23 protein-coding genes and 1 pseudogene are annotated in these 25166 nt (G+C 74.0%); 8 read left to right on the top strand and 16 right to left on the bottom strand.

Features of this window, described 5'->3' with window-relative positions; all coding sequences use genetic code 11:
• Positions 1-124 precede the first annotated feature (124 nt).
• The gene (locus AC07D6_RS07080) at positions 125-2434 is read right to left on the bottom strand and encodes a serine/threonine-protein kinase (RefSeq protein WP_479042650.1); all 2310 of its coding nucleotides are present in this window, start codon (positions 2432-2434) and stop codon (positions 125-127) included.
• Between the two features lie 157 nt (positions 2435-2591).
• Here AC07D6_RS07080 and AC07D6_RS07075 point away from each other — a divergent pair, with 157 nt between their 5' ends.
• Positions 2592-3710: a serine hydrolase domain-containing protein gene (locus tag AC07D6_RS07075; RefSeq protein WP_479042647.1), complete on the top strand. Its 1119-nt coding sequence runs from the start codon at positions 2592-2594 to the stop codon at positions 3708-3710.
• Here the strand turns inward: AC07D6_RS07075 and AC07D6_RS07070 are convergent.
• Entirely contained in the window at positions 3647-5353 is a 1707-nt protein-coding gene (locus AC07D6_RS07070; protein WP_315876869.1) for a glycerol-3-phosphate dehydrogenase/oxidase, read from the bottom strand. The genes AC07D6_RS07075 and AC07D6_RS07070 overlap by 64 nt on opposite strands.
• 238 nt (positions 5354-5591) lie before the next feature.
• Between AC07D6_RS07070 and AC07D6_RS07065 the strand changes: the two genes are divergently transcribed.
• Positions 5592-6836, top strand: coding sequence for a nucleotide sugar dehydrogenase (locus AC07D6_RS07065; RefSeq protein WP_315876868.1), 1245 nt, complete (start codon positions 5592-5594; stop codon positions 6834-6836).
• A 212-nt stretch (positions 6837-7048) separates the two neighbouring features.
• Positions 7049-7558, top strand: a complete 510-nt coding sequence (locus AC07D6_RS07060; RefSeq protein ID WP_315876867.1) for a hypothetical protein — start codon at positions 7049-7051, stop codon at positions 7556-7558.
• Between the two features lie 81 nt (positions 7559-7639).
• Here the strand turns inward: AC07D6_RS07060 and AC07D6_RS07055 are convergent, their stop codons facing one another.
• From AC07D6_RS07055 to AC07D6_RS07040, 4 genes are all read right to left on the bottom strand, one after another.
• Positions 7640-8764, bottom strand: a complete 1125-nt coding sequence (locus tag AC07D6_RS07055; protein WP_315876866.1) for a GuaB3 family IMP dehydrogenase-related protein — start codon at positions 8762-8764, stop codon at positions 7640-7642.
• A 114-nt stretch (positions 8765-8878) separates the two neighbouring features.
• Positions 8879-10384: an IMP dehydrogenase gene (gene guaB, locus AC07D6_RS07050; RefSeq protein WP_315876865.1), complete on the bottom strand. Its 1506-nt coding sequence runs from the start codon at positions 10382-10384 to the stop codon at positions 8879-8881.
• Positions 10385-10584: 200 nt separating this feature from the next.
• Positions 10585-11190, bottom strand: a complete 606-nt coding sequence (locus AC07D6_RS07045; RefSeq protein ID WP_315876864.1) for a sigma-70 family RNA polymerase sigma factor — start codon at positions 11188-11190, stop codon at positions 10585-10587.
• A 248-nt stretch (positions 11191-11438) separates the two neighbouring features.
• Positions 11439-12050, bottom strand: coding sequence for a response regulator transcription factor (locus tag AC07D6_RS07040; protein WP_003948568.1), 612 nt, complete (start codon positions 12048-12050; stop codon positions 11439-11441).
• 368 nt (positions 12051-12418) lie between these two features.
• Here AC07D6_RS07040 and AC07D6_RS07035 point away from each other — a divergent pair, with 368 nt between their 5' ends.
• Positions 12419-12739 (top strand): WhiB family transcriptional regulator, encoded by a 321-nt coding sequence (locus AC07D6_RS07035; RefSeq protein ID WP_315876863.1) that lies wholly within the window; start codon positions 12419-12421, stop codon positions 12737-12739.
• A gap of 187 nt (positions 12740-12926) precedes the next feature.
• Here the strand turns inward: AC07D6_RS07035 and AC07D6_RS07030 are convergent, their stop codons facing one another.
• Positions 12927-13820: a LysR family transcriptional regulator gene (locus tag AC07D6_RS07030; RefSeq protein WP_315876862.1), complete on the bottom strand. Its 894-nt coding sequence runs from the start codon at positions 13818-13820 to the stop codon at positions 12927-12929.
• Between the two features lie 99 nt (positions 13821-13919).
• On the opposite strand from AC07D6_RS07030, the gene AC07D6_RS07025 reads away from it, so the two are divergent.
• Both AC07D6_RS07025 and AC07D6_RS07020 read left to right on the top strand, forming a co-directional pair.
• Positions 13920-14600, top strand: a complete 681-nt coding sequence (locus AC07D6_RS07025; RefSeq protein WP_479042967.1) for an MOSC domain-containing protein — start codon at positions 13920-13922, stop codon at positions 14598-14600.
• Positions 14601-14690: 90 nt separating this feature from the next.
• Positions 14691-15464, top strand: coding sequence for an SDR family NAD(P)-dependent oxidoreductase (locus AC07D6_RS07020; RefSeq protein ID WP_479042643.1), 774 nt, complete (start codon positions 14691-14693; stop codon positions 15462-15464).
• 256 nt (positions 15465-15720) lie between these two features.
• Here AC07D6_RS07020 and groL read toward each other — a convergent pair whose 3' ends face one another.
• From groL to AC07D6_RS07005, 3 genes are all read right to left on the bottom strand, one after another.
• Entirely contained in the window at positions 15721-17349 is a 1629-nt protein-coding gene (gene groL / locus AC07D6_RS07015) for a chaperonin GroEL (RefSeq protein ID WP_315876860.1), read from the bottom strand.
• 118 nt (positions 17350-17467) lie between these two features.
• Positions 17468-17776: a co-chaperone GroES gene (gene groES, locus AC07D6_RS07010; protein ID WP_010471835.1), complete on the bottom strand. Its 309-nt coding sequence runs from the start codon at positions 17774-17776 to the stop codon at positions 17468-17470.
• Between the two features lie 253 nt (positions 17777-18029).
• A complete protein-coding gene (locus AC07D6_RS07005; RefSeq protein WP_479042640.1) occupies positions 18030-19001 on the bottom strand; it encodes a polysaccharide deacetylase family protein in 972 nt (323 codons plus the stop codon).
• Between the two features lie 141 nt (positions 19002-19142).
• Here AC07D6_RS07005 and AC07D6_RS07000 point away from each other — a divergent pair, with 141 nt between their 5' ends.
• Positions 19143-20345 carry a class I SAM-dependent methyltransferase gene (locus tag AC07D6_RS07000; protein ID WP_315876858.1) on the top strand — a complete coding sequence of 401 codons (1203 nt, stop codon included), beginning with the start codon at positions 19143-19145 and terminating at the stop codon, positions 20343-20345.
• Here the strand turns inward: AC07D6_RS07000 and AC07D6_RS06995 are convergent.
• The 5 genes and pseudogenes from AC07D6_RS06995 to tsaB all read right to left on the bottom strand — a co-directional run bounded on the left by AC07D6_RS06995 (position 20275) and on the right by tsaB (position 24170).
• Positions 20275-20955 carry a hypothetical protein gene (locus AC07D6_RS06995; RefSeq protein WP_479042637.1) on the bottom strand — a complete coding sequence of 227 codons (681 nt, stop codon included), beginning with the start codon at positions 20953-20955 and terminating at the stop codon, positions 20275-20277. The two genes, AC07D6_RS07000 and AC07D6_RS06995, sit on opposite strands and share 71 nt — an antisense overlap.
• Positions 20956-21414: 459 nt before the next feature.
• On the bottom strand, positions 21415-21741 hold the full coding sequence (locus AC07D6_RS06990) for a hypothetical protein (protein WP_479042635.1): 327 nt from the start codon (positions 21739-21741) through the stop codon (positions 21415-21417).
• On the bottom strand, positions 21738-22832 hold the full coding sequence (tsaD, locus tag AC07D6_RS06985; RefSeq protein WP_315876854.1) for a tRNA (adenosine(37)-N6)-threonylcarbamoyltransferase complex transferase subunit TsaD: 1095 nt from the start codon (positions 22830-22832) through the stop codon (positions 21738-21740). Before tsaD ends, AC07D6_RS06990 begins: the two co-directional genes overlap by 4 nt.
• A gap of 148 nt (positions 22833-22980) precedes the next feature.
• Positions 22981-23496: pseudogene (rimI, locus tag AC07D6_RS06980) on the bottom strand (ribosomal protein S18-alanine N-acetyltransferase); the annotation flags it as partial.
• Between the two features lie 20 nt (positions 23497-23516).
• Positions 23517-24170, bottom strand: coding sequence for a tRNA (adenosine(37)-N6)-threonylcarbamoyltransferase complex dimerization subunit type 1 TsaB (tsaB, locus tag AC07D6_RS06975; protein ID WP_315876853.1), 654 nt, complete (start codon positions 24168-24170; stop codon positions 23517-23519).
• Between the two features lie 101 nt (positions 24171-24271).
• On the opposite strand from tsaB, the gene AC07D6_RS06970 reads away from it, so the two are divergent.
• Positions 24272-24850: a L,D-transpeptidase gene (locus tag AC07D6_RS06970; protein ID WP_315876852.1), complete on the top strand. Its 579-nt coding sequence runs from the start codon at positions 24272-24274 to the stop codon at positions 24848-24850.
• 49 nt (positions 24851-24899) lie between these two features.
• Here AC07D6_RS06970 and AC07D6_RS06965 read toward each other — a convergent pair whose 3' ends face one another.
• On the bottom strand, positions 24900-25154 hold the full coding sequence (locus AC07D6_RS06965) for a hypothetical protein (RefSeq protein ID WP_479042631.1): 255 nt from the start codon (positions 25152-25154) through the stop codon (positions 24900-24902).
• Between the last annotated feature and the right edge of the window lie 12 nt (positions 25155-25166).

Below are 25166 nucleotides of genomic sequence, written 5' to 3'. Positions count from 1 at the left end.
TTCCCCCCGGCTCCGCCGTTCGCACGGAATCGTACGGAGCCGTCGTCCCTGGTCCTTGCTTGTGCAGTTACCCGCCTGATGCGGCTTCGCACGGTCCGCGCGCTCTCACGATACGTGCCGTGGGTCAGTCCGTGGGCCGGAACGTCGCGAACGCGGTGTTCCTGAGCGTGGTGCACTCCGGCCCGTTCCACTCACTGGACTTGCACGAGATCATGATCGCGTAACCGTGCGTGGCGTCGACCTTGAAGCCCCTGTTGAGGACCCGTACCCGCGTGCCGCCCTGGTCGCGCTCGAACTGCCAGTCGGCGACGGTCGGGTAGCCCTTGTACGAGACGGGCTTGATGCCGTGGTGCCGGTAGCCACTGCTGCTGGCGGCGACGGCGCCCATGGCGGCGTTCCACGCGGCGGCGGCGTCGCCGCCGGGGCTGTCGGTGTAGTCGACCTGCACGCGCGGGAAGCCTCCCGAGGCGCTGAATATCCCGCCGGAGCCGCGGCCCGCCACGCCCGTCATGCGGAAGCCGGAGGGCATGGCCATGGAGAAGTGGAAGCGGTCGTTGGTGACCGTCCTGTACCCGGCGGGGAGCGCGGGGCCGGAGCCGGCGCCGGGTGAAGCGGGCGGCTTGGTGCCCGTGCCCGTGCCGCCCGTCGTGCCGGAGTCGCCGCCCGTCGTGCCGGACCGGCCGCCGTCCTGCTGCTGTCCGGGCTCGCCGTCCGGGCTGCCGCCGTTGCCCCCGGTGGTGGCGCCGCCCGTGGAGTCGCCGCCGGTGGTGGTGCCCGCCGAGGCGGCCTTGTCGCCGCCCCGGGTGCCGCCCGAGCCCTGGGCGGTCGTGTCGTCGCCGCCGCCGAGGGCGAACGCGAGGACGGTGGCGAGGACCGCGAGGACGGCCACGACCGCGATGGTGACCAGCGTGCGCCGGGGCACCACGTCGGTGAGCGGCGCCCGCACGGGGGCGGGCGGGCCGGAACGTTCCGGCTTGGCCGGCCGGGTGGTGGTGGCCGCCGCGGCGGCGTTCCGCACCGAGCGCAGGGCGCCGCGCAGCCGCTCGGCGGTCGCGTCGCCGGCCGGGGCGGCGCCGGTCGTCGCGGCGGTGGTGGTGGAGGCCGTGGCGGGCGGGGGGACGGGCGGGAGCGGGACGACGCGCGTGGCCTCCGGGGACGGCTCGGCCGGCGGCGGGGCGGCCGGGGCCGCGGTCACCCGGAGGACCTCGTTGAGCAACGCCCGCGCGCCGGCGTCGTCGAGACGCTGCGCCGGGTCCTTGGCGAGCAGCCCGTAGATGACCTTGTCGAGCGGGCCGGCGTTCTTCGGCGGGTCCAGTTGCTCGGTCATCACGGCCGTGAGCGTCGCTATGGCGGAGCCCTTGTCGTACGGCGGGTGGCCCTCCACGCACGCGTAGAGGAGCCCGCCGAGGGACCACATGTCGGCGGCGGGGCCGGGGCGCTGGCCCCGGGCCCGCTCCGGCGAGATGTAGGAGGGCGCGCCGACGAGCATGCCGGTGGACGTGATGGACGGATCGCCCTCGACCTGGGCGATGCCGAAGTCGGTGAGGACGACGCGTCCGTCGTCCGCGATGAGGACGTTCGACGGCTTCACGTCGCGGTGGAGGATGCCCTGGCGGTGCGCGGACCGCAGCACGTCGAGGATGGCGAGGCCGACCTCGGCGGCGCGCCGCGGCGTGAGCGTGCCGTCCTCGCGGACGACGTCGGCGAGGGAACGGCCCTCGATGAGCTCCATGACGATCCAGGGGCGGTCGTCCTCGTCGACCACGTCGTAGACCGTGACGGCGCTGTTGTTGCGGATCCGGGCGATGGCCTTGGCCTCGCGCAGGGTGCGGGTGATGAGGCGCCGCTTCTCGTCCTCGTCGATGGCGTTGGGGAAGCGCAGCTCCTTGACCGCGACGGTACGGCCCAGGGTTTCGTCGACGGCCCGCCAGACCGTGCCCATGCCGCCGCGCCCGAGGACGGCGCCGAGCCGGTAACGCCCCGCCAGCAAGCGGCCCTCGGTCGTCACGCGGGCGCCGCCCGCGGACTTCTTCACCAGGCCCGCCCCGGCCGTGCCGGCAGCCGCGCCGCCGGCCTCACCGGAAGCCGCCCCACCCGCCGGGGCCTCGTCCTCCAGGGTCCGGTCCACCGGAGTTCCGTCCTCCAGGGTCCGGTCCGCCGGAGTCCCGTCCTTCGGTGCCGTGCTCGCGGGCGCGGCCTTCGCGGGGGTGTCCTTTCCTGGGGTGTCCGCGGCCGGGGTCCCGCCCTCGGGACGGGCGCCCGTCACGGCGTCGTTCTCCGGGGCACCACCCTCCGCGCCGGCGTCGCCCTTCGACGTCGCGGCCTGCTCGGCCCCGTCACCCTTCACCGTCGCACCCTTCGAGGTCGTGCCCTCGCCGTCGGCGCCCCGCTGAGGTTGCCGCGCCGCGTCCCGCGACTGCTCCGCTCCCGACATGCGTCCCCTCTGCGATCCTGTTCCTCGCCCGCGCCTGCCGCGTCCGCGCGATGCGGTAACCCGCCCTGGTGGAACCTTCATTGTCCCTCACTCCGGGACCGGGGATTCTCCCGGGTCCGGCGTCCGCGAGGATGGCGGTGAAGGAGGGTGCCGCGCCATGCCGAAGTTCAGGACGAGACTCGTGGTGCCCTTGGTTCTGGCCATCGGCGGACTGATGGCGGGTGACCCCGCGGCCACGCCGCCCTCCGCCGTGTCCGGACTGGTCACGACGGGCCGCGCCCCGGCCGCCGCGCTCCTCTCCGAGACCTCCGGGACACCCGGAGCCCCGGGGTCCACCCGGTTCGAGACGACGGGACCGGCCATCGGCCGCCCCGACCACTTCCGTGCGGGCAGCGTCACGAAGACGTTCGTCGCCACGGTCGTCCTCCAACTCGCCTCGGAGGGGCGGCTCGCCCTCGACGACCCGGTCGCCGCCCACGCCCCCGCCCTCCTCCCCCCTCCGCTGGACCGGCGCGTCACCCTGCGCCACCTCCTCACGCACACGAGCGGCCTCCCCGACCTCGCACGCCCCTCCGGCGCCACCGTCCCGCCCGAAGGGCTTCGCGCGGCGCTGGCGTCCCGCGGCCCGAAGCCGCCCGGCGGCTTCGCCTACTCCAACACCAACTACGTCGTCCTCGGCCGGATCGTCGAACGCGTCACCGGCCGCTCCTACGCCGCCGAGGCCCGCCGCCGCATCATCATTCCCCTCGGACTGACCGGCACGTCCTTCCCCGGCTCCCGCACCTCCCTCCCCGCACCGCACGGTCGGGGGTACGACTCCGCCGGGCGGGACGTCACCTCCCTGGACCCGCGCGTCGCGGGCGCGGCCGGCGAACTGGTCAGCACCCTCGCCGACCTGAACCGCTTCTACTCCGCCCTCCTCGGCGGCCGGCTCCTCCCGCCGGCCCAGTTGGACGCCCTGCTGGACACCTCGTCCGCCCACGGCCGCTACGGCATGGGCGTCTTCCCCACCCGGCTCCCCTGCGGTGTCACCGTCTGGGGCCACAACGGCCGCGTCCCGGGCAGCTACGTCCGCTCCGCCGCGACCGTCGACGGCCGACGCGTCGTCACCTTCCGCGTGAACACGGACACCTTGGCCGCCGCTCCCGGGCCGCCCCTGGAACGCTCCGTCCTGGAGGCCGAGTTCTGCCCGCCCTCCGACGCGGCGGCGGGTCACAGCGGCACGATGTCCGGGGCGCCCAGCCGGGCCGCGTCCGCGGTCTGGTCGTCCGGCTGACGCTGCGACTCCCGCTCCGCCTCGACCCTCTTCTCGTAGTGCTCCACCTCCTTGGCGACCTGGTCCTCGCCCCAGCCGAGGACCCGCGCCATCAGCTCGGCGCACTCGCGGGCGCAGCCGGTGCCCCGGTCGAAGGTCTCGATGGAGATCCGGGTCCGGCGCGTGAGCACGTCGTCCAGGTGCCGGGCGCCCTCGTGGGAGGCGGCGTAGAGGATCTCCGCGCGGAGGTAGTCGTCGGCGCCGGTGACGGGCGCCCCGAGGGCCGGGTCCGCGGCGACGAGGTCGAGCAGCTCCTCCGTCAGGGTCCCGTACCGGTTCAGCAGGTGCTCGACGCGGGCGACGTGCAGGCCCGTCCGGGCGGCGATGCGGGCCCGGGCGTTCCACAGTGCGCGGTACCCCTCGGCGCCCAGCAGCGGCACCTCCTCCGTGACGCAGGGGGCGACCCGCACGTCCAGGCCGTGGACCGCCTCGTCCACCGCGTCCTTGGCCATCACCCGGTACGTCGTGTACTTGCCGCCCGCGACCACGACCAGCCCGGGCACGGGGTGGGCGACCGTGTGCTCGCGGGACAGCTTGCTGGTCGCGTCGGACTCGCCTGCCAGCAAAGGGCGCAGGCCCGCGTAGACGCCCTCCACGTCGTCCCTGGTCAGTGGCGTGGCGAGGACGCCGTTGACGTGTTCCAGGAGGTAGTCGATGTCGGCGCTCGACGCGGCGGGGTGCGCCTTGTCGAGGTCCCAGTCGGTGTCGGTCGTCCCGATGATCCAGTGGCGGCCCCACGGGATGACGAACAGGACGCTCTTCTCCGTGCGCAGGATGAGGCCCGTCGTCGAGTGGATGCGGTCCTTGGGGACCACCAGGTGGATGCCCTTAGAGGCGCGGACGTGGAACTGGCCGCGCTCCCCGATCAGCGCCTGCGTGTCGTCCGTCCACACGCCCGTCGCGTTGACGATCTGCTTGGCGCGGATCTCGTAGTCGCCGCCCGCCTCCACGTCCCGCACCCGGGCGCCGACGACCCGCTCGCCCTCGCGGAGGAAGCCGACGACCCGGGCGCGGCTGGCGACGTGCGCCCCGTACGCCGCGGCCGTCCGCACCAGCGTGGCGACGTAGCGCGCGTCGTCCATCTGGGCGTCGTAATACTGCAGGGCGCCCACCAGGGCGTCCCTGCGCAGGGCGGGGGCGACCCGCAGGGCGCGCCGGCGCGACAGGTGGCGGTGCACGGGCAGGCCGCGGCCGTGGCCCGAGGAGACGGACATCGCGTCGTACAGGGCGACGCCCGACCCGGCGTACAGCCGCTCCCAGCCCTTGTGCCGGAGCGGGTAGAGGAACGGCACCGGCTTGACCAGGTGCGGCGCCAGCCGCTCCAGCAGCAGGCCGCGCTCCTTCAGCGCCTCCCGCACCAGCGCGAAGTCGAGCATCTCCAGGTAGCGCAGGCCGCCGTGGATGAGCTTGCTGGACCGGCTCGACGTCCCCGACGCCCAGTCACGGGCCTCCACCAGGCCCGTGGCGAGGCCGCGGGTCGCCGCGTCGAGCGCCGTACCGGCCCCGACCACACCACCGCCCACGACCAGTACGTCGAGTTCGCGCTCGGCCATGGCCGCCAGGGCCGCGGTCCGCTCCGCGGGTCCCAGTCTCGCTGTCCTCACCGCTGCCTCCCGTCGCCGTCCCCCTGTGTGCCCGGGCTCACCGACTCGATTCTGTCCCCGCTCACCGGCATCGGCCACCGGCCCCGTGCGGCCTGTGGACAACACTCGGACGACCACGACCGCGCAATACCGCATAACGGTCATATTTAAGCCTAGTCTGACATTGCGTCCGCTCGTTCTGTCCACAGGACTTGCGCGACCCGCCCCCTCCGGCTACTGGGAAGGACGGCTCACGCCCATGCCCGCAGACCTCGTCGTCATCGGCCTCGGCCACCTCGGACTGCCCCTCGCCCAGGCCGCCACCGCCGCCGGTATCGCCACCGTCGGCTACGACACCGACCCCCGGCCGGTCGCCGAGCTGGCCGCCGGACGGCCGCCGGTCGACGGCTCCCTCACCCCGTCCGAGATCCGCCGGATGCTGTCGTCCGGCTTCCGCCCCAGCACGGACCCCGCCGAGCTGGGCCGCGTCCGCACCGCCGTCATCTGCGCGCCCACCCCGCCCGGCGCCGCCCCCCGCACCCTGGACCTGACCGCCGTCACGGACGCCGCCCGCGCGCTCGCCGCCCGGCTGCGCCCCCACACCACCGTGCTGCTCGAATCGCCCGTCCCGCCCGGCACCACCGAGGACGTCCTCCGCCCGATCCTCGAAGAGGGCTCCGGGCTGCGCGCCGGCCGCGACTTCCACCTCGCGTACTCCCCCGCCCGCCTCGACCCCGGCAACCGCGACCACGGCTACGCCCACACCCCCAAGGTCATCGGCGGTCTCACCCCCGCCTGCACCGAGTCCGCCGCCGCCTTCTACGGACGCCTCACCGACAAGGTCGTCCGCGCGCGCGGCCCCCGCGAGGCCGAGACGGTCAAGCTGCTGGAGACCAACTTCCGGCACGTCAACATCGCCCTCGTCAACGAGATGGCGGTGCTCTGCCACGACCTGGGCGTCGACCTGTGGGACGTCATCCGGTGCGCCGAGACCAAGCCGTTCGGCTTCCAGGCGTTCCGCCCCGGCCCCGGCGTCGGCGGCCACGGCACCCCGGTCGACACGATCGGCTCCTACCGCCCGCTGCGCCTGGTGGAGACGGCGAGCCAGATCAACGAGCGGATGCCCCAGTACGTGACCCAGCGCTGCGCCACGCTCCTCAACGAGCACGGCAAGTCCGTGCGCGGCGCCCGCGTCCTGCTCCTGGGCATCACGTACAAGCCCGACCTCGCCGACCGCGAGGGCTCCCCCGCGCCCGAGATCGCGCAGCGGCTGATGGACATGGGCGCGGCGGTCAGCTACCACGACCCGTACGTGCCGGTCTGGCGGGTGCGCGACCTGCCGGTCCCGCGCGCGGACTCCCTGTACGAGACGGCCGCCGGCGCCGACCTGACGATCCTGCTCCAGCACCACCGCACGTACGACCTCCAGGGCCTGGCCGTGAAGGCGCAGCTCCTGCTCGACACGCGCGGCGCCACCCCGGTCGGCGCGGCGCACCGCCTCTGATGCCCGGCGGCGGCCGGCCCGGCGAGAGCCGGCGGCGACGGGGCGCGGCCCCCGCCGAAGCCCCCGGATCTCGGCTTGCTTCCGGGCCGGTCACGGTCGTACATCGCGCCGCTCGCCGTCAGAGGGGGCTGCTAGTGTCCGCCTCTGACTTCGCGCGCGGCCGTGCACACGTCAGGTGCCGACCGCCGTTCCTTCCAGGGGGGATTCCCAGCATGAGCCAGTCCGTTCCGCCGCCGCAGTCCGGCAACCCGTTCGCCGGCGGCCCGGGCGCGCAGCCGCACCCGTACCCGCAGCACCCGGTGCAGGCCCCGGCGCCCGCGCGGAACAACCTCGCCCTCGGGCTGCTCGCCGCGCTGGGCGCCGCCCTGGTCGCCGCGGGTGCGTACGGCGGCATCGGCGGCGCGATCGAGCGGGAGATCGGCTACGCGGCGGTGGGGGTCGGCCTGCTCGTCGGCTTCGTCGCCGGCAAGGTCGGCGGACGCAACCCGGTCCTCGCGGTCGGCGCGGCGCTCTTCTCGGCCGGGGCGGTCTACCTGGGTCAGCTCGTCGCGATCGCGGTCGTCTTCAGCAAGCTCGGCCAGGCCTCGTTCACGGAGATCTTCTTCGAGAACTTCGCCGAGCTGGCCGACCTGTGGAGGACCGCCGCGGACGGCATGACGTACGTCTTCCTCGTCATCGGCGCGGTGACCGCCTTCGCCGGCGCCAAGAAGGGCTCCGCGTAGCGGCCCGCCGCCCGTACGGCACGGGGAGGGGCCCGCACCACGCCGGTGCGGGCCCCTCCCCGTGTCGGTGTTCGAGCCGGGTCAGCGGCGGTGCTGCGAGTCCGCGACCGTCACCTCGACGCGCTGGAACTCCTTCAGCTCGCTGTAGCCCGTCGTCGCCATCGCCCGGCGCAGCGCGCCGAAGAAGTTCATCGACCCGTCCGGCGAGTGCGACGGACCGGTGAGGATCTCCTCGGTCGTCCCGGCGACGCCCAGGTCGACGAGCTTGCCGCGCGGCACGTCCTCGTGGACGGCCTCCATGCCCCAGTGGTGGCCCTTGCCCGGCGCGTCCGTGGCCCGGGCCAGCGGGGAGCCCATCATCACCGCGTCGGCACCGCACGCGACGGCCTTCGGCAGGTCGCCGGACCAGCCCACGCCGCCGTCGGCGATGACGTGCACGTACCGGCCGCCGGACTCGTCCATGTAGTCGCGCCGGGCGGCGGCCACGTCGGCGACCGCGGTCGCCATCGGGACCTGGATGCCCAGGACGTTGCGGGTGGTGTGCGCGGCGCCGCCGCCGAAGCCGACGAGCACGCCCGCCGCGCCCGTGCGCATCAGGTGCAGGGCCGCCGTGTAGGTGGCGCAGCCGCCGACGATGACCGGCACGTCCAGCTCGTAGATGAACTGCTTCAGGTTCAGCGGCTCGGCGGCGCCGGAGACGTGCTCGGCGGAGACCGTCGTGCCGCGGATGACGAAGATGTCCACGCCCGCGTCGACGACGGCCTTGGAGAACTGGGCCGTGCGCTGCGGGGAGAGCGCCGCGGCGGTGACGACGCCGGCGTCGCGCACCTCCTTCAGGCGCTGCCCGATCAGCTCCTCCTTGATCGGGGCGGCGTAGATCTCCTGCAGACGGCGGGTCGCGGACTCCCCGTCGAGTTCGGTGATCTCGTCGAGGAGCGGCTGCGGGTCCTCGTAGCGGGTCCACAGGCCCTCGAGGTTGAGGACGCCGAGGCCGCCGAGGCGACCGATGCGGATCGCGGTCTGCGGCGACACCACGGAGTCCATGGGGGCGGCCAGGAAGGGCAGCTCGAAGCGGTAGGCGTCGATCTGCCACGCGATCGAGACCTCTTTCGGGTCCCGGGTGCGCCGGCTCGGTACGACGGCGATGTCGTCGAAGGCGTACGCCCTGCGGCCGCGCTTGCCGCGCCCGATCTCGATCTCAGTCACGATGTGTGGCCTTTCCCTCTGCGTCTGCGCCTACCAGTATCCCCGACGCGCGCGCGGAGGGGCGGCCCGGCCGGTACCGGGCCGCCCCTCCGGCGGTGTCGGGCGGACGCCCGCTCAGCGCTTGCTGCTGTAGTTCGGCGCCTCGACGGTCATCTGGATGTCGTGCGGGTGGCTCTCCTTGAGCCCCGCCGACGTGATGCGGACGAACCGGCCGCGCTCCTGGAGCTCGGGGACGGTCCGGCCGCCGACGTAGAACATCGACTGGCGCAGGCCGCCGACGAGCTGGTGGACGACCGCGGAGAGCGGGCCGCGGTAGGGCACCTGGCCCTCGATGCCCTCGGGGACCAGCTTCTCGTCGGAGGCGACGCCCTCCTGGAAGTACCGGTCCTTGGAGAAGGAGCGCTGGTCGCCGCGGGACTGCATGGCGCCCAGGGAGCCCATGCCGCGGTACGACTTGAACTGCTTGCCGTTGATGAACAGCAGCTCGCCCGGCGACTCCTCGCAGCCCGCCAGGAGCGAGCCGAGCATCACCGTGTCGGCGCCGGCGACCAGGGCCTTGGCGATGTCGCCGGAGTACTGCAGGCCGCCGTCGCCGATGACCGGGACACCGGCCGCCTTGGCGGCGAGCGACGCCTCGTAGATCGCCGTGACCTGCGGGACGCCGATGCCGGCGACGACGCGGGTCGTGCAGATGGAGCCGGGGCCGACCCCGACCTTGATCGCGTCGACGCCCGCGTCGACGAGCGCCTGGGCGCCGTCGCGGGTGGCGACGTTGCCGCCGATGACGTCGACGGAGGAGTTGGACTTGATCTTGGCGACCATGTCGCCGACCAGCTTGGAGTGGCCGTGGGCCGTGTCGACGACGATGAAGTCGACACCCGCCTCGATCAGCGCCTGCGCCCGCTCGTACGCGTCGCCCGCGACACCGACGGCGGCGCCGACGAGGAGGCGGCCCTCCTTGTCCTTCGCGGCGTTCGGGTACTTCTCCGCCTTGACGAAGTCCTTGACGGTGATCAGGCCCTTGAGGATGCCCTCGTCGTCGACGAGCGGCAGCTTCTCGATCTTGTGGCGGCGCAGCAGCTCCACGGCGTCGACGCCGGAGATGCCGACCTTGCCCGTGACCAGCGGCATCGGGGTCATGACCTCGCGCACCCGCCGGGCGCGGTCGGTCTCGAAGGCCATGTCACGGTTGGTGACGATGCCGAGGAGCCTGCCGGCCGGGTCCGTGACGGGCACGCCGCTGATGCGGAACTTGGCGCAGATCGCGTCGGCCTCGGCGAGCGTGGCGTCGGGGTGGATCGTGATCGGGTCCGTGACCATGCCGGACTCGGAGCGCTTCACCAGGTCGACCTGGTTCGCCTGGTCGGCGATCGACAGGTTCCGGTGGAGGACGCCGACGCCGCCCTGCCGGGCCATGGCGATGGCCATGCGGGATTCGGTCACCTTGTCCATCGCGGCCGAGAGCAGCGGGATGTTGACCCGCACGTTCCGCGACAGGCGCGAGGAGGTGTCGATCTGGTCGGGAGCCATGTCCGACGCGCCCGGAAGCAGCAGCACGTCGTCGTAGGTCAGCCCGAGTGCCGCGAATTTCTCCGGCACTCCGTCGACGTTGGCAGTCATGACACCTTCCCCAATGGCCTTGATCGGTGCGGATGTCCATGCTAACGGGCTGCGCGCGTGTCTCATTCCACGAGCAAGATCACCCGACAGCTTTGTGCGTTCACACGTATGACATCCGCCATACGGCTCCGCGACGGCGCGGCTCCATGACGGCGCGACTCCGCGACGGCCCGGCGCGGTGGCGCCCGGGCCCGCGGGCCCTACTGGCCGGCCAGGGCCCGCAGGCGGCTGAGCGCGCGGTGCTGGGCGACCCGTACGGCCCCGGGGGACATCCCGAGCATCTGGCCGGTCTCCTCGGCGGTGAGGCCGACGGCGACGCGCAGGACGAGCAGCTCCCGCTGGTTCTCCGGGAGGTTGGCGAGGAGGCGTCTGGCCCATTCGGCGTCGTCGCTGAGGAGGGCCCGCTCCTCGGGGCCCAGCGAGTCGTCGGGCCGCTCGGGCATCTCGTCGGAGGGCACGGCGGTCGAGCCGGGGTGCCGCATGGCGGCCCGCTGGAGATCGGCGACCTTGTGCCCGGCGATGGCGAAGACGAACGCCTCGAAGGGGCGGCCCGTGTCCTTGTAGCGGGGCAGGGCCATGAGGACGGCGACGCAGACCTCCTGCGCCAGGTCCTCGACGAAGTGACGGGCGTCGCCGGGCAGCCGGCTCAGCCGCGTGCGGCAGTAGCGCAGGGCCAGCGGGTGGACGTGGGCCAGGAGGTCGTGCGTGGCCTGTTCGTCACCCTCCACCGCGCGGTGCACGAGTGCTCCGATCGACCCCGGCCCGGCGGGGGGCGTCGGGGTGGCCGGCGTCTGGTCGTCGCGCATCGGTCCATGGTGCCTTGACCGCGTCCGCTCCGAGGCACCGCGTCCAGCCTTGTGCACCGAAGCGTTATGAGCAGGTGCGCCGGAAGTCATCCCCTGCGCCCTCCCCTCCCGCTCGATCGACTCGTCCCCGAGGAACTCCACCCCTCAAGGATGCGGCATCGCGCAGGAAACAGACATCGGGCCTGCGCCGCCCCGTCCGCCGCGCGGCGGACGGGGTCCAGAACGGCCACTTCAGGGACCGGGTCGCGCTACCGGACCAGGCCCCAGCGGAAGCCGAGCGCGACGGCGTGGGCGCGGTCCGAGGCGCCCAGCTTCTTGAACAGCCGCCGGGCGTGGGTCTTGACCGTGTCCTCGGAGAGGAACAGCTCGCGGCCGATCTCGGCGTTCGACCGGCCGTGGCTCATGCCCTCCAGCACCTGGATCTCGCGGGCCGTGAGCGTCGGCGCGGCGCCCATCTCGGCGGAGCGCAGCCGGCGCGGGGCGAGCCGCCAGGTCGGGTCGGCCAGCGCCTGCGTGACGGTGGCCCGCAGCTCCGCGCGCGAGGCGTCCTTGTGCAGGTACCCGCGGGCGCCGGCGGCGACGGCGAGGGCGACGCCGTCGAGGTCCTCGGCGACCGTGAGCATGATGATGCGGGCGCCGGGATCCGCGGAGAGCAGCCGGCGGACGGTCTCCACGCCGCCCAGGCCGGGCATGCGCACGTCCATCAGAATCAGGTCCGAGCGGTCGGCGCCCCAGCGGCGGAGGACTTCCTCGCCGTTGGCCGCGGTCGTCACGCGCTCGACGCCGGGCACGGTCGCGACGGCGCGGCGGAGCGCTTCTCGGGCAAGCGGGGAGTCGTCGCAGACGAGGACGGATGTCATGGCCGTCCTCCGCAGCTGATGCGCGTCACCTTGTGCCTCCAGGCTGGTTACGAATCGTCACCTGTGCGGTTGACGCCCTCGGACACCCGCCCGAGCGCTTCTTCTTTCAACCGCCTCCGCACTCTCAACGACGGTCACTCGAAAGAGTTACGGGTCCGCGCACCCCTTCCATACGCAGCGTGAGGAGGTGCACACGGAGCAGAGCACCGCAGGTCATCACCGCTCCACTCAGGGTTATGCCCCATTTAGCGGCTTTTCCTTCCCTTCGGCGGTGTCTGTGGCTAGATTCGCAATGAGTCATATTTACATCTACTGCGACAAGTAGTCCGCTCAGTAAGCTCAGTACCGGCACCAAGGGGACATGCGCCATGGCAGATTTCTCCCGCCTTCCCGGACCCAACGCCGACCTGTGGGACTGGCAGCTGCTCGCGGCCTGCCGGGGGGTCGACAGTTCGCTGTTCTTCCACCCCGAGGGAGAGCGTGGCGCGGCACGGAGCGCGCGTGAGAACTCGGCGAAGGAGGTCTGCATGCGCTGCCCGGTGCGCGCCGAGTGCGCCGCCCACGCACTGGCCGTGCGCGAGCCCTACGGCGTATGGGGCGGCCTCACCGAGGACGAGCGCGAGGAGCTGATGGGCCGGGCGCGCACCCGGCTGGTCACCACGTCGACGGCACCGGCGGGAAACGGCTGACGGCAGACCGGGACCCGATACCAGAAGGAACGTTTCAGCGGCGGCGCGTACGGCACGTCCCCCTCCTACGCGCGCGAAGCCGCCTGCCCGGTCGGCGTCCTCCCGGTCCGCTGCGCGGTTCCCCTCCTACGCGCGCGAAGCCGCCTGCCCGGTCGGTGTCCTCCCGGTCCGCTGCGCGGTTCCCCTCCTACGCGCGCGAAGCCGCCTGCGCCAGCCGGTCCAGCGTGGCCGCGACGGCCGGGACCTGTGCCAGGTCCGGCAGGGTGAGGGCGACGATCTCCCGCTCCACCGGCGGCTCCACCGCGACCGTACGGGCGCCCCGGGGACGTACGGACTCGACGGCCAGCTCCGGCAGGACGGCCACGCCGAGGCCCGCGCCGACGAGCCCCACGACCGCCGGGTAGTCGTCGGTCGCGAAGTCGATGCGGGGCGTGAACCCGGCGTCCTCGCACACCTCGACCAACTGGCGGCGGCAGCGGGGGCAGCCCGCGATCCAGGGCTCCCCGGCCAGCTCCCCGATCGCCACGGCGTCCGCGCCGGCCAGCCGGTGCCCCTCGGGGACGAGGCCGACGAGCCGGTCGGTGAGCAGGGGCCGCACGACCAGGTCGTCCCACTCGGCGGCGCCGCCCGCGTACCGGAAGGCCAGGGCGATGTCGCAGTCGCCCTCCCGGAGCATCTCGACCGAGCGGGGCGGCTCCGCCTCGACGAGGGAGACGCGCGTGCCGGGGTGCGCGGCGCGCAGGGCGGCGAGGGCGGTGGGGACGAGCGTGGAGCTGCCGCTCGGGAAGGAGACGAGCCGGACGCGGCCGGCGCGCAGGCCCGCGATGGCGGCGACCTCCTCCTCGGCGGCGGTCAGCCCGGCGAGGATGCCCGCGGCGTGCCGGACCAGGGCCTCGCCCGCCTGGGTGAGGCGCATCTCGCGGCCGGTGCGGATGAGCAGCGGCGTGCCGGCGGAGGACTCCAGTGCCTTCATCTGCTGGCTGACGGCCGGCTGGGTGCAGCCCAGCTCGCGGGCCGCGGCGGAGAAGGAGCCGGTGGCGGCCACGGCGCGGAGGACTCGGAGGTGACGGGCTTCGATCACCGTCCCGAATATAAGGGACTCTTTAGGGTGGCGCGAAATACCTCGTGGAACCTTTGAGCGCATCGGCGCTAGCGTGCGGCCATGAGTGAGTTCACGGCGATGCGGGTGCTGACGGTCAACACGGGACGCCGGAAGAAGGTGGGGTACACGAACGCGCCGAGCGGCGAGACCGGGATCGAGAAGGTCCCGGTGGACGGGCCCGTACGGGTGGCGGACCCGGGCCCCAAGGGGGTCGGCGGCGGGGGCCTGGCCGGGGACGCGGTGTGCGACCTGCGCCACCACGGCGGTTCGGACCAGGCGGTGTACGCCTTCGCGCGCGAGGAGCTGGACCGCTGGCAGCGGGAGCTGGGCCGTCCGCTGCCGAACGGCTCGTTCGGGGAGAACCTGACCACGGAGGGGATCGACGTGGACGGGGCGCTGCTCGGGGAGCGGTGGCGGATCGGCGCGTCGCTGGTGCTGGAGGTGACGGACGCGCGCGTGCCGTGCCGTACGTTCGCGGGCTGGCTGGGCGAGCAGGGGTGGGTCAGGCGGTTCACCGAGCGCGGGGCGCCGGGGGCGTACCTGCGGGTGGTCGTGCCGGGCGAGGTCCGGGCGGGCGATCCGGTCGAGGTCGTGCACCGGCCGGACCACGACGTGACCGTGGCGCTGGCGTTCCGCGCGCAGACCACGCGGCGCGAACTGCTGCCGCGGGTCCTGGCGGCGGGCGACGCCCCGCACCCGGAACTGCGGGAGGCGGCGCGGACGTACGTGGAGCGGACGTCCGGAGCGCCGGTCTCCTGAGCCGGGTCCGCGCCGGAGCCGCGCCGGACGCGCGCCGGGTCCGGCGGGCGGGGCGCCGGCGCGCCCGGGCGGGGCACTAACGTGCCGCGTATGACGAGTGCACTGATTACTGGCGCGACGGCGGGTATCGGGGCCGCCTTCGCGCGGCGGCTGGCGGCCGACGGCCACGACGTGGTCCTGGTCGCCCGCGATGTGGAAAGGCTCCGGGAGCAGGCGACCGAACTGCACGACCGGCACGGCGTCGAGGCGGAGGTGCTGCCCGCCGACCTCGCTCAGGACGCGGGCATCGCCGCCGTGGAGGCGCGGCTCGCCGACGTGAAGCGGCCGGTGGACCTGCTGGTCAACAACGCGGGCTTCGGCAACAAGGGCCGCTTCCTCGACGTGGCGATGGACGACGAACTGCGGATGCTGAAGGTGCACTGCGAGGCGGTGCTGCGACTGACGGCGGCGGCGACGGCCGCGATGCGGGAGCGGCGGCGGGGCGGCGTGGTGAACGTCGCGTCCGTCGCCGCCTTCGTGCCGCGCGGCACGTACGGGGCGTCGAAGGCGTGGGTCGTGCAGTTCACGCAGGGCGCGGCGCGGGACCTCGCGGGGAGCGGGGTGCGGCTGATGGCGCTGTGCCCCGGTTTCGTACGGACGGAGTTCCACCAGCGGGCCGGGATGGGCACGGACAACATCCCGGGGTGGATGTGGCTGGACGCCGACAAGGTCGTGGCGGACGCGCTCGCGGACCTGGCGCGCGGGCGGACGCTGTCGGTGCCGGACCCGCGGTACAAGGCGCTGATGGGGGTGGTGAAGCTGGTGCCGCGCGGGCTGCTGGGCGGGGTGAGCTCGCGGGCGGGCCGCAAGTACGGCCCGCAGTAGGGCGGAAGGCGTCGGCACGGGCGAGGCGCGCCCCACGGTCCGCGGCAGGACGAACGGCTCCCGCACGGGCGGGGCGCGAGTACGACCCGCAGGAGGGCGGACGAGCCCCGCACGGGCGGGGCGCCACCACGCCCGCGGCAGGAGGGGCGACGCCGGTACGGGCGAGGCCCGGTGCCCCCCGAGGGGGCACCGGGCCTCGTCGTGTCCGGCGCGCGGCCCCGGCGCGGGGCCGGGGCGCGCGTCCGCTGACGGAGCGTCAGTGGGAGTGGCCGTGGCTGTGGCCGTGGCCCGCGTCCGCCGGCTCCTCTTCCTTCTTCTCCACCACGAGGGTCTCGGTGGTGAGGAGGAGGGAGGCGATCGACGCGGCGTTCTCCAGCGCGGAGCGGGTGACCTTCACCGGGTCGATGACGCCGGCCTTGACCAGGTCGCCGTACTCGCCGGTGGCGGCGTTGAAGCCCTGGCCCTTGTCGAGCTCGGCGACCTTCGAGGTGATGACGTAGCCCTCGAGGCCGGCGTTCTCGGCGATCCAGCGCAGCGGCTCGACGGCGGCGCGGCGGACGACCGCGACACCGGTGGCCTCGTCGCCGTCCTTGCCGAGGTTGTCATCCAGCACCTTCACGGCGTGGACCAGCGCGGAACCACCACCGGAGACGATGCCCTCCTCGACCGCGGCGCGGGTCGCGGAGATGGCGTCCTCCAGACGGTGCTTCTTCTCCTTCAGCTCCACCTCGGTGGCGGCGCCGACCTTGATCACGCACACGCCGCCGGCGAGCTTCGCGAGGCGCTCCTGGAGCTTCTCGCGGTCCCAGTCGGAGTCGGTCGTCTCGATCTCGGACTTGATCTGGGCGATGCGGCCCGCGACGTCCCCGGAGTTGCCACCGCCGTCGACGATGGTGGTGTCGTCCTTGGTGACGGTCACGCGGCGGGCGGTGCCCAGCACGTCCAGGCCGACCTGGTCGAGCTTGAGGCCGACCTCCTCGGCGACCACGGTGGCGCCGGTGAGGGCGGCCATGTCGCCGAGCATCGCCTTGCGGCGGTCGCCGAAGCCGGGGGCCTTGACCGCGACGGCGTTGAACGTGCCGCGGATCTTGTTCACGACGAGGGTCGACAGGGCCTCGCCCTCGACGTCCTCGGCGACGATCAGCAGCGGCTTGGAGCCACCGGTCTGGATGACCTTCTCCAGGAGGGGCAGCAGGTCCGCGATGGCGGAGATCTTGCCCTGGTGGATCAGGATGTACGGGTCGTCGAGGACGGCCTCCATGCGCTCCTGGTCGGTGACCATGTACGGCGACAGGTAGCCCTTGTCGAAGGCCATGCCCTCGGTGAAGTCGAGCTCCAGGCCGAAGGTGTTGGACTCCTCGACGGTGATGACGCCGTCCTTGCCGACCTTGTCCATGGCCTCGGCGATCAGCTCGCCGACCTGCTGGTCCTGGGCGGACAGCGCGGCGACCGCGGCGATGTCGGACTTCTCGTCGATCGGGCGGGCCGTGGCGAGCAGCTCGTCGGAGACGGCCTTGACCGCGGCGTCGATGCCCTTCTTCAGGGCGGCCGGGGAGGCGCCCGCGGCAACGTTGCGCAGACCCTCGCGGACCAGCGCCTGGGCCAGGACGGTGGCGGTGGTGGTGCCGTCGCCGGCGATGTCGTTGGTCTTGGTCGCCACCTCCTTCACCAGCTGGGCACCGAGGTTCTCGTACGGGTCCTCGACCTCGATCTCGCGGGCGATGGTGACACCGTCGTTGGTGATGGTCGGCGCACCGAACTTCTTGTCGATGACGACGTTGCGACCCTTGGGGCCGATCGTCACCTTGACGGTGTCGGCAAGCTTGTTGACGCCGCGCTCAAGGGCGCGACGGGCGTCCTCGTCGAACTTCAGGATCTTCGCCATGGGAGCGATTCAGCCCTCTCGGTACTGGATGGAGAAGGAACGGCGCCCCTCGCCGCCCGACGCACGTGCGGCAGCACAGCAGCGGGGGCCAGGGGCGCGGTTCACGGCACGTGGTGGATTACTTCTCGACGATCGCGAGCACGTCGCGGGCCGAGAGGACGAGGTACTCCTCGCCGCTGTACTTCACCTCGGTGCCGCCGTACTTGCTGTAGAGCACGATGTCGCCGGTCTTGACGTCGAGCGGCAGGCGCTCGCCGTTCTCGAAGCGGCCCGGGCCGACGGCCAGGACGACGCCCTCCTGGGGCTTCTCCTTGGCGGTGTCCGGAATGACCAGGCCAGAGGCCGTGGTCTGCTCGGCGTCGAGCGGCTGGACCACGATGCGGTCCTCGAGCGGCTTGATGGCAACCTTGGAGCTGGTGGTCGTCACGATCCGACCTCCCCCTTCGGAGATCTCACGGGGTCAACTGTCTGAGGTGGCGACCAGGTGGATCCGTCGTCGCGGGTGCCGGACCTGCCCGTCGCTGTGTTGGCACTCTCCGATGGGGAGTGCCAGAGCCGAGACTATGACCGCGATTAGCACTCGGTCAAGCGGAGTGCCAGTTACCCGCCGCGCGCCGCGTCCGCACCCGTACTGACGTGCGACGAAAGGCGGCCGGACCGCGTCGCGGGCGCGCCGCGGCTCAGACGTAGTCCTCCAGCCGGGCGACCGCGTACCCGCGCTCGGTGATGGTGTCCATGGCCTGGCGGACCATGTCGGCCATCGACCCCTCCCAGTCGCCGCGGCCGCGGAAGTGGGTGAGGACGATGTCGCCGGGGTGCAGGTCACGGTCCCACTCGCGCCACTCCATGCGGTCCGGGAACGCCTCGGCGGACCACAGCGGCACGGCCTTGATCCCGCAGTCCCGCGCGGCGCGCAGCGTGTCGGCGTCGTAGTTGCCGTACGGCGGGCGGAACAGCGTGGGCCGCTTGCCGTAGCGGCGCTCGATGACGTCCTGCTGGCCGCAGATCTCGTGCTTCTGCTCCTCGTACGACAGCGCGGGCATGTAGGGGTGGGTGAGGGTGTGGTTGTGCAGGGCGACGCCGAGGTCCTGCATGCGCTTGAAGTAGCCGTAGTCCTCCTTGACCAGGTAGTCGCTGAGGAAGGCGCTGTACGGGATGTTCAGTTCGGACATCATCCGCAGCAGCTCGGGGTCCTTCTCCGCGCCGTCGTCGATGGTCAGGAAGACGACGCGGTCGCGGGTGGGGACGGTGGTGAAGACCGGTGGGAGGTCGGGGTCGCCGACCTCGAAGCCCTCGCGGAAGGTGATCTCGGGTTTCGCCTTCGGCGGGTCCGGCGGGAGGAGCGGCACCTGTCTCAGGCCCCACTTCCGGGCCAGGGCCGTGCGGGCCGCGTGCGCCCGCCGGTACCGCTCGACGTACGCGGTCAGCGCTCCGGACGCGGTCCGGGGCCGCGCCTGCGGGGCCTGCTGCCCCTGCCCGCCCTGGGCCTGCTGGCCCTGACCCTGGCGGCCGTGGTGGCCCGCCGCACCGGTTCCGGACGGGCCGATTCCGGACGGTCCGGTTCCAGACGGTCCGGTTCCGGTCGGGCCGGCGCCCTCCGTCGCGCAGGCCGTCCCCAGGGCGGCGACGAGCAGGACCGCAGCCATCCTCATGCCAGTCCGATTTACCGATGATGGACGCTTTTGTCGTACTAGCTGCATGGCGCCGCATCCTGTCAGCGCGGCACCCCGGCACGCGGACGACACCGCCGCCGGGCCGGGCACCGTCCCCCGGCCGGCCCACACTGGACCAGAATGGGACGGGTGACCGATCTCGCCGCCTTCTCCGCGCTCCTCACCGACGAGGGCCGGGACCTCCTCGCCGACCTGCGCCACTACGACCCCGCCCAGGAGCTGGCCGTCGCCTCCCGGCTGCGCCGGAGCCACCCCGCGGAGCTCGTGTCGGCGGCGCTCGGGCAGGCGCGGCTGCGCCAGCGGGCGGTGGCGAAGTTCGGCGCCGACGACGCGTACCGGATGTTCTTCACCCCCAACGGCGTCGAGCAGTCCACGCGCGCGTCGGTCGCCCGGCACCGGGCGGCGGCCTTCGCCCGGCTCGGCGTGCGGCGCGTCGCGGACCTGTGCTGCGGCATCGGGGGCGACGCGGTCGCGCTGGCCCGCGCGGGCATCGCCGTCCTCGCCGTCGACCGCGACCCGCTCACGGCGGCCGTCGCCCGCGCCAACGCCGGGGCGCTGGGGCTCGCCGACCTGATCGAGGTGCGCTGCGCCGATGTCACGGAGGTCGACACGGCCGCGTACGACGCCGTGTTCGTGGACCCGGCGCGCAGGGGCGGGCGGGGCCGGATCTTCGACCCGGAGGCGTACTCGCCGCCCCTGTCGTGGGCGGTGGACGCGGCCCGCCGGGCCCCGCACGCGGCGTTGAAGGTCGCGCCGGGCATCCCGCACGAGGCGGTGCCGCCGGAGGCCGAGGCGGAGTGGATCTCGGACGGCGGGGACGTGAAGGAGGCCGTGCTGTGGTTCGGCACGGCCCCGGGCTCCGTACGGGCGACGCTGCTGCCGTCCGGCGCCACCCTGGCCACGTCCGCGCCGCTGCCCGCCCCGCCGGTCCGGAAGGTCGGCCGCTACCTGTACGAGCCGGACGGCGCCGTCATCCGGGCGCACCTGGTCGCGGCGGTCGCCGCGCGGCTGGACGGCGGGCTGGTCGACGAGACGATCGCGTACGTCACGGCGGACGAGCTGCGCCCGACGCCGTACGCCGCCGCGTACGAGATCACCGACGAGCTGCCGTTCAACCTGAAGCGGCTGAAGGCGCTGCTGCGGGAGCGCGAGGTGGGCGTCCTGACGGTGAAGAAGCGCGGTTCGGCGGTGGAGCCGGAGGAGGTGCGCCGCCGGGTGAAGCCGAAGGGCCCGCACGCGGCGACGGTGTTCCTCACGCGGGTGGCGGGCGCTCCGACGATGCTGATCGGGCGTCCGGCCGCGGCGCCGGCGGAGCGGGGCTGAGCAGCCGTACGGCCAGCCGGTAGTGGGCCACGGCCTTCGCCGCTCCGGCGAGCCCGGTGAGCCACAGCAGGAACCCGGCGCCGACCCCGTACACGACCTCGGCGTACGTGGTGGCGCCCGGCCGCGCCGACACGGGCACCACGACGCAGAGCCACAGCCCGGCCGCGCACAGCGCGAACGACACGAGCAGCCACGCCAGGCTCAGCCCGGGCGCCCGGTGCCGGACGTCGCGCGCGGGGGCGTGGTCCAGGGCGGCCCACCGGACGAACAGCCGGCGCGCCGCCAGGTCCCGGCGCACGCCCGCGGCCTGGAAGTACGCGGCGGGGACGAGCGCCCCGGCGCCCAGCCCGGCCAGGACGAGGGACACGGCGGCGCCGAACGGGTCCAGGGCCTCGTCGAACGTGACGAGCGCGGCGCCGACCAGCCCCCAGCCGATCTCCAGCAGCAACAGCCACACCAGGAACACCACCAGCCGGGCGCCGCCGAGCAACCGTCCGCCCAGCTCGCCCATCGCCCGGTCCCGGTCGGCGAGCAACGCCTCCCGGTCGGGCCAGGTGCGCAGGTGCGGGGGCGGCGGAGGCGGCGGCAGGGCGCGGAGGCGGGAGGACACGGGGAGAGGCTAGACGCCCGCCGGCGGGCCGCCCTCCTCCGGGGGCGCGGTCCCCTCGGCTTCGTCCGACCTCCGCCCCCGACCCGGGCCGGGACGGGTCGGGGCCGGGTCGGGACGGGACGGGTCGGGACGGGTCAGGTCGGGACAGGTCGGGACAGGTCGGGGAGCAGCCGCCGACGGCCTCCCCCCGCTCCTCCACGAGCGGACCGCCGAGCGGCTCATCCGCCCTTCGGCCAGGCGGCGGGACGGCGGGGCCCTTCGGCGGGGCGGTGGGGACGGTCCTTCGACCGGGCGGCAGGGTCCCCCCTTCGGCCAGGCGGCGGGACGGCAGGGCCCCTTCGGGGTGCCAGCGGGTCCGCTCCTCGACCGGGCTGCGGGACGGCAGGGTCCTTCGTCCGGGCGGCGGGGCCGGTTCCCGCCTTTCGCCCCTGCGGCACCCCGTCCCCGCTTCCCGCGTCCCTACGAGGGACGGGCCGCGCCCTGGTCCATCCGGCCGCGCGGAGCCTCCGGAACCCCTTCCCCGGGCCCGTCGGTGACGCCGTGCGAGACGAAGCGCCAGCGGTGGACCGGGCGGGTGAGCAGGTCGACGGGGGGTTCCGGGAGCTCCGGGACCTCGGCGCCTTCCGGGGCGTCCCACCAGGTCAGGACCAGGACCCGGTCCTGCGCCGCCGTGAACGTCTCGCGGCGCAGCGGTGCGGCGGGCAGCCGCTGCGCGCGGGCCCACTCCAGGAGGTCGGCACCGCGGCCGGGGACGGCGCGGGCCTCCCACATCAACGTGACCGTCACGAGTACAGGTTCTCCTTGCTGATCTCGTGCAGGTGGTCGTGGTCGTGGTTCCCCGGGACGTGGGGGTCCGTGACCGGCAGCGACGAGTCCGCCGACAGCTCCAGGTCGGAGGCCGGCCGGTTGCGGGCGACCATCTCGGCGCCGAGCGCGGCGACCATCGCGCCGTTGTCGGTGCACAGGCCGGGGCGCGGCACCCGCAGCCGGATGCCGGCGCGTTCGCAGCGCTCCTCCGCGAGGGCGCGCAGCCGGGAGTTGGCGGCGACGCCGCCGCCGATCATCAGGTGGTCGACGCCCTGGTCCTTGCAGGCCCGGACGGCCTTGCGGGTCAGCACGTCGACGACCGCCTCCTGGAACGACGCGGCCACGTCCCGTACGGGCACGTCCTCACCGGCGTTCCTCCGGGCCTCGACCCAGCGGGCGACGGCGGTCTTGAGGCCGGAGAAGGAGAAGTCGTACGCGGGGTCGCGCGGCCCGGTCAGCCCGCGCGGGAACGCGATGGCGTCGGGGTCGCCCTCCTTGGCCAGCCGGTCGATGACCGGGCCGCCGGGGAAGCCCAGGTTCAGCACGCGCGCGATCTTGTCGAAGGCCTCGCCCGCCGCGTCGTCGATCGTGGCGCCCATGGGGCGGACGTCGGAGGTGATGTCGGGGGCCAGGAGCAGCGACGAGTGGCCGCCGCTGACCAGCAGCGCCATCGTCGGCTCGGGCAGCGGGCCGTGCTCCAGTTGGTCGACGCAGATGTGCGACGCCAGGTGGTTCACCCCGTACAGCGGCTTGTCCAGGGCGTACGCGTACGCCTTCGCCGCGGAGACGCCGACGAGCAGCGCGCCCGCGAGGCCGGGGCCGGCGGTGACCGCGATGCCGTCGAGGTCGCGCGCGGAGACCCCGGCGTCGCTCAGGGCGCGTTCGATGGTCGGGACCATGGCCTCCAGGTGGGCGCGGGAGGCGATCTCGGGGACGACGCCGCCGAACCGGGCGTGCGCGTCCACGCTCGACGCGACGGCGTTCGCGAGCAGGGTGGTGCCGCGGACGATGCCGACGCCGGTCTCGTCGCAGGAGGTCTCGATGCCGAGGACGAGGGGTTCGTCAGCCATGGGTCTCAGCGCTCTCAGTGGTCTCGGTGGGCTCAGTGGTCTCGGTGGGCTCGGTGGATTGGGGGAGCTCGGCGGGCTCGGGGAGCTCGGTGGGCTCGGGGAGCTGGGTGGGCTCGGTGGCGGTCCCGGGGAGGCCGGCGGGGCCGGGGGTCCCGGTCGCGTCCTGGACGGTCAGCCGCATCACGAGCGCGTCGACGTTCCCCGGCTGGTAGTAGCCGCGGCGGAAGCCGATCGGTTCGAAGCCGAAGCGCTCGTACAGCTTCTGGGCCCGGGTGTTGTCCACCCGTACCTCCAGGAGCACCTCCTCGCACTCGAAGGCGGTGGCGTGGTGGAGCAGCTCCGTCAACAGCCGGGCGCCGAGCCCGGTGCCCCAGTGGTCGCGGGCGACGGCGATGGTCTGGACGTCGCCGAGCCCGCCGACCGCCGCGAGCCCCGCGTACCCGACGATCCGCGCGCCGGTCCCGCCACCCCCGCCGGTCCCGCTGTCCGCACCGGCCCCGCCGGCCTCACCGGCCCCGGATTCCTCGGCGACGACGTACCGCCGGGTCGACCGCGGGCCGCGCGCATGGGCCAGCTCGGACCAGAACATCCCCTCCGACCAGGCGTCCTCCGGGAACAGCTCCCGTTCGAGGTCCAGCACCGGCGCGATGTCCCACCAGCGCATCTCGCGCAGCACGGGCCCGGTCACTTCGGCGTGACCACCTTGTAGTTCTTCGGCACCTGCGCGTCGGGGCGGCGCAGGTACATCGGCCGCGGCTCCAGCAGCTCCTCGCCGGCCGCGAGCCGTTCGGCGGCGAGCGCGGCGAGCGCGGCGGCCGACTGGTGCTCGGGGTCGCGGGCGTCCGGGAAGACCTCGCCGTACAGCCGCGCCCCGGCGCCGACCGCCGGGAGGCCGGCCACCCGGTCCGCGATGTCGGCGGGCCGGTCGACGGACGGTTCGGTCGTACGGGTGCGGTGGTCGTCGTACCGCGCCCAGTAGACCTCCTTGCGCCGCGCGTCGGTCGCCACGACGAACGGCTCGTCGATGCCCGAGGCGTACGCGAGCCCGTCGAGCGTGCACAGCCCGTGGACGGGGACGCCGAGCGCGGAGGCGAACGTGGCCGCCGTGACCAGGCCGACCCGCAGCCCCGTGTACGGGCCGGGGCCGACGCCCACGACGACACCCGTGACGGCGTCGAGCTTCAGGCCCGCCTCGCCGAGGACGCGGTGGACGGCGGGCAGCAGCAGTTCCCCGTGCCGCCTCGCGTCGACCTGGCTCGACTGGGCGACGACGGACCGCCCGTCGTGGAGGGCGACGGTGACGGCGGGGGTGGCGGTATCCATGGCGAGCAGCAGCACGCGAACAGCCTACGGCGCCCGCGGGGCGGGCACGGCGCCCCGTCCCGGCCGGGCGCTGGTGCTACGGTCACATCGATACGTCGTATGAGAGGTGGAGCAGCGTGGCAAGGAGCAGCTCGGGATTCGTGGCCGGGCTCACGGCGGCGGCGCTCGCGGCGGTCGGCTTCCTCGCCTACCAGGCGTCGGCCACCGCCCCCGCCGACCTCCGGTCCGGGACGAAGGCGACCGGCTCCGCGGCGCCGTCCGCGTCGGCCACCCCTTCCGCGTCGGGCGCGCCGGGGAAGCCCTCCGAGGACGCCCCGGCCCTGCCGCCCCGGTCGGGTTCGGGCGAGCGGGTCGTGTACGCGCTGGCCGACCGGCGGGTCTGGCTGGTCGACGAGAGCGGCGAGGTCGTCCGCACGTTCCCCGTCATGCCGAGCACGGTCGGCCCCGCGCCCGGCACGTACGCCGTGACGTCCCGCTCGGGCACGGTCCGCGGCTCCGACGGGGTGCAGGTCGAGCACGTGGTGCGGTTCGCGACGGTGGACGGGATCACGATCGGCTTCAGCGCGGCCGTCGACGGCTCCATGTCCAGCCCGGACCCGTCCCGCCGTACGGGCGGGGTGCGGATGGCGCGGGCGGACGGCGACGCGCTGTGGTCGTTCGCGACGGTCGCCTCGAAGGTCGTCGTCGTCCCCTGACGGGCGCGGCGCCGTGCGCCTCCCGTCCCTCTGTAGCCCCGGGCCGCGGTCACGCGGCCCGGGGCGCCTCGCGTTCCTCCGGCCGGTCGGCGCCGGCCGCCGCGCCGCCGGGCGCACCGGGCTCGCTGGGCCCGTCCGGCTCGCCGGGCTCGTCCGGTTCTTCGACGGTCCGGGCCGGTTCCCGGTCCTGGACGGGTTCCGGGCGCGGCGGGGTGGACACGGCGCTCGCGGCCGCGCAGGAGGCCAGCAGGTCACGCATGGACACCTCCGACGGCTGCTGCCGCTCCGGCTGCTGCTGCGGCATGGTTGCCTCCTG

The organism is Streptomyces sp. NPDC045287 (assembly GCF_056432325.1).
This window is presented reverse-complemented; position numbering and strand designations above follow the sequence as displayed.

Bases quoted from the DNA above. Each gene is read 5' to 3' on its own strand.
- AC07D6_RS07000 (WP_315876858.1), top strand. From the start codon at position 19,143: ATGGGACGGGTGACCGATCTCGCCGCCTTCTCCGCGCTCCTCACCGAC.
- AC07D6_RS07060 (WP_315876867.1), top strand. From the start codon at position 7,049: ATGAGCCAGTCCGTTCCGCCGCCGCAGTCCGGCAACCCGTTCGCCGGC.
- AC07D6_RS07035 (WP_315876863.1), top strand. From the start codon at position 12,419: ATGGCAGATTTCTCCCGCCTTCCCGGACCCAACGCCGACCTGTGGGAC.
- AC07D6_RS07020 (WP_479042643.1), top strand. From the start codon at position 14,691: ATGACGAGTGCACTGATTACTGGCGCGACGGCGGGTATCGGGGCCGCC.
- AC07D6_RS07025 (WP_479042967.1), top strand. From the start codon at position 13,920: ATGCGGGTGCTGACGGTCAACACGGGACGCCGGAAGAAGGTGGGGTAC.
- guaB (WP_315876865.1), bottom strand. From the start codon at position 10,384: ATGACTGCCAACGTCGACGGAGTGCCGGAGAAATTCGCGGCACTCGGG.
- AC07D6_RS07045 (WP_315876864.1), bottom strand. From the start codon at position 11,190: ATGCGCGACGACCAGACGCCGGCCACCCCGACGCCCCCCGCCGGGCCG.
- AC07D6_RS07040 (WP_003948568.1), bottom strand. From the start codon at position 12,050: ATGACATCCGTCCTCGTCTGCGACGACTCCCCGCTTGCCCGAGAAGCG.
- AC07D6_RS06965 (WP_479042631.1), bottom strand. From the start codon at position 25,154: ATGCCGCAGCAGCAGCCGGAGCGGCAGCAGCCGTCGGAGGTGTCCATG.
- groL (WP_315876860.1), bottom strand. From the start codon at position 17,349: ATGGCGAAGATCCTGAAGTTCGACGAGGACGCCCGTCGCGCCCTTGAG.
- tsaD (WP_315876854.1), bottom strand. From the start codon at position 22,832: ATGGCTGACGAACCCCTCGTCCTCGGCATCGAGACCTCCTGCGACGAG.
- AC07D6_RS07075 (WP_479042647.1), top strand. From the start codon at position 2,592: ATGCCGAAGTTCAGGACGAGACTCGTGGTGCCCTTGGTTCTGGCCATC.
- AC07D6_RS07005 (WP_479042640.1), bottom strand. From the start codon at position 19,001: ATGAGGATGGCTGCGGTCCTGCTCGTCGCCGCCCTGGGGACGGCCTGC.
- AC07D6_RS07065 (WP_315876868.1), top strand. From the start codon at position 5,592: ATGCCCGCAGACCTCGTCGTCATCGGCCTCGGCCACCTCGGACTGCCC.
- AC07D6_RS07080 (WP_479042650.1), bottom strand. From the start codon at position 2,434: ATGTCGGGAGCGGAGCAGTCGCGGGACGCGGCGCGGCAACCTCAGCGG.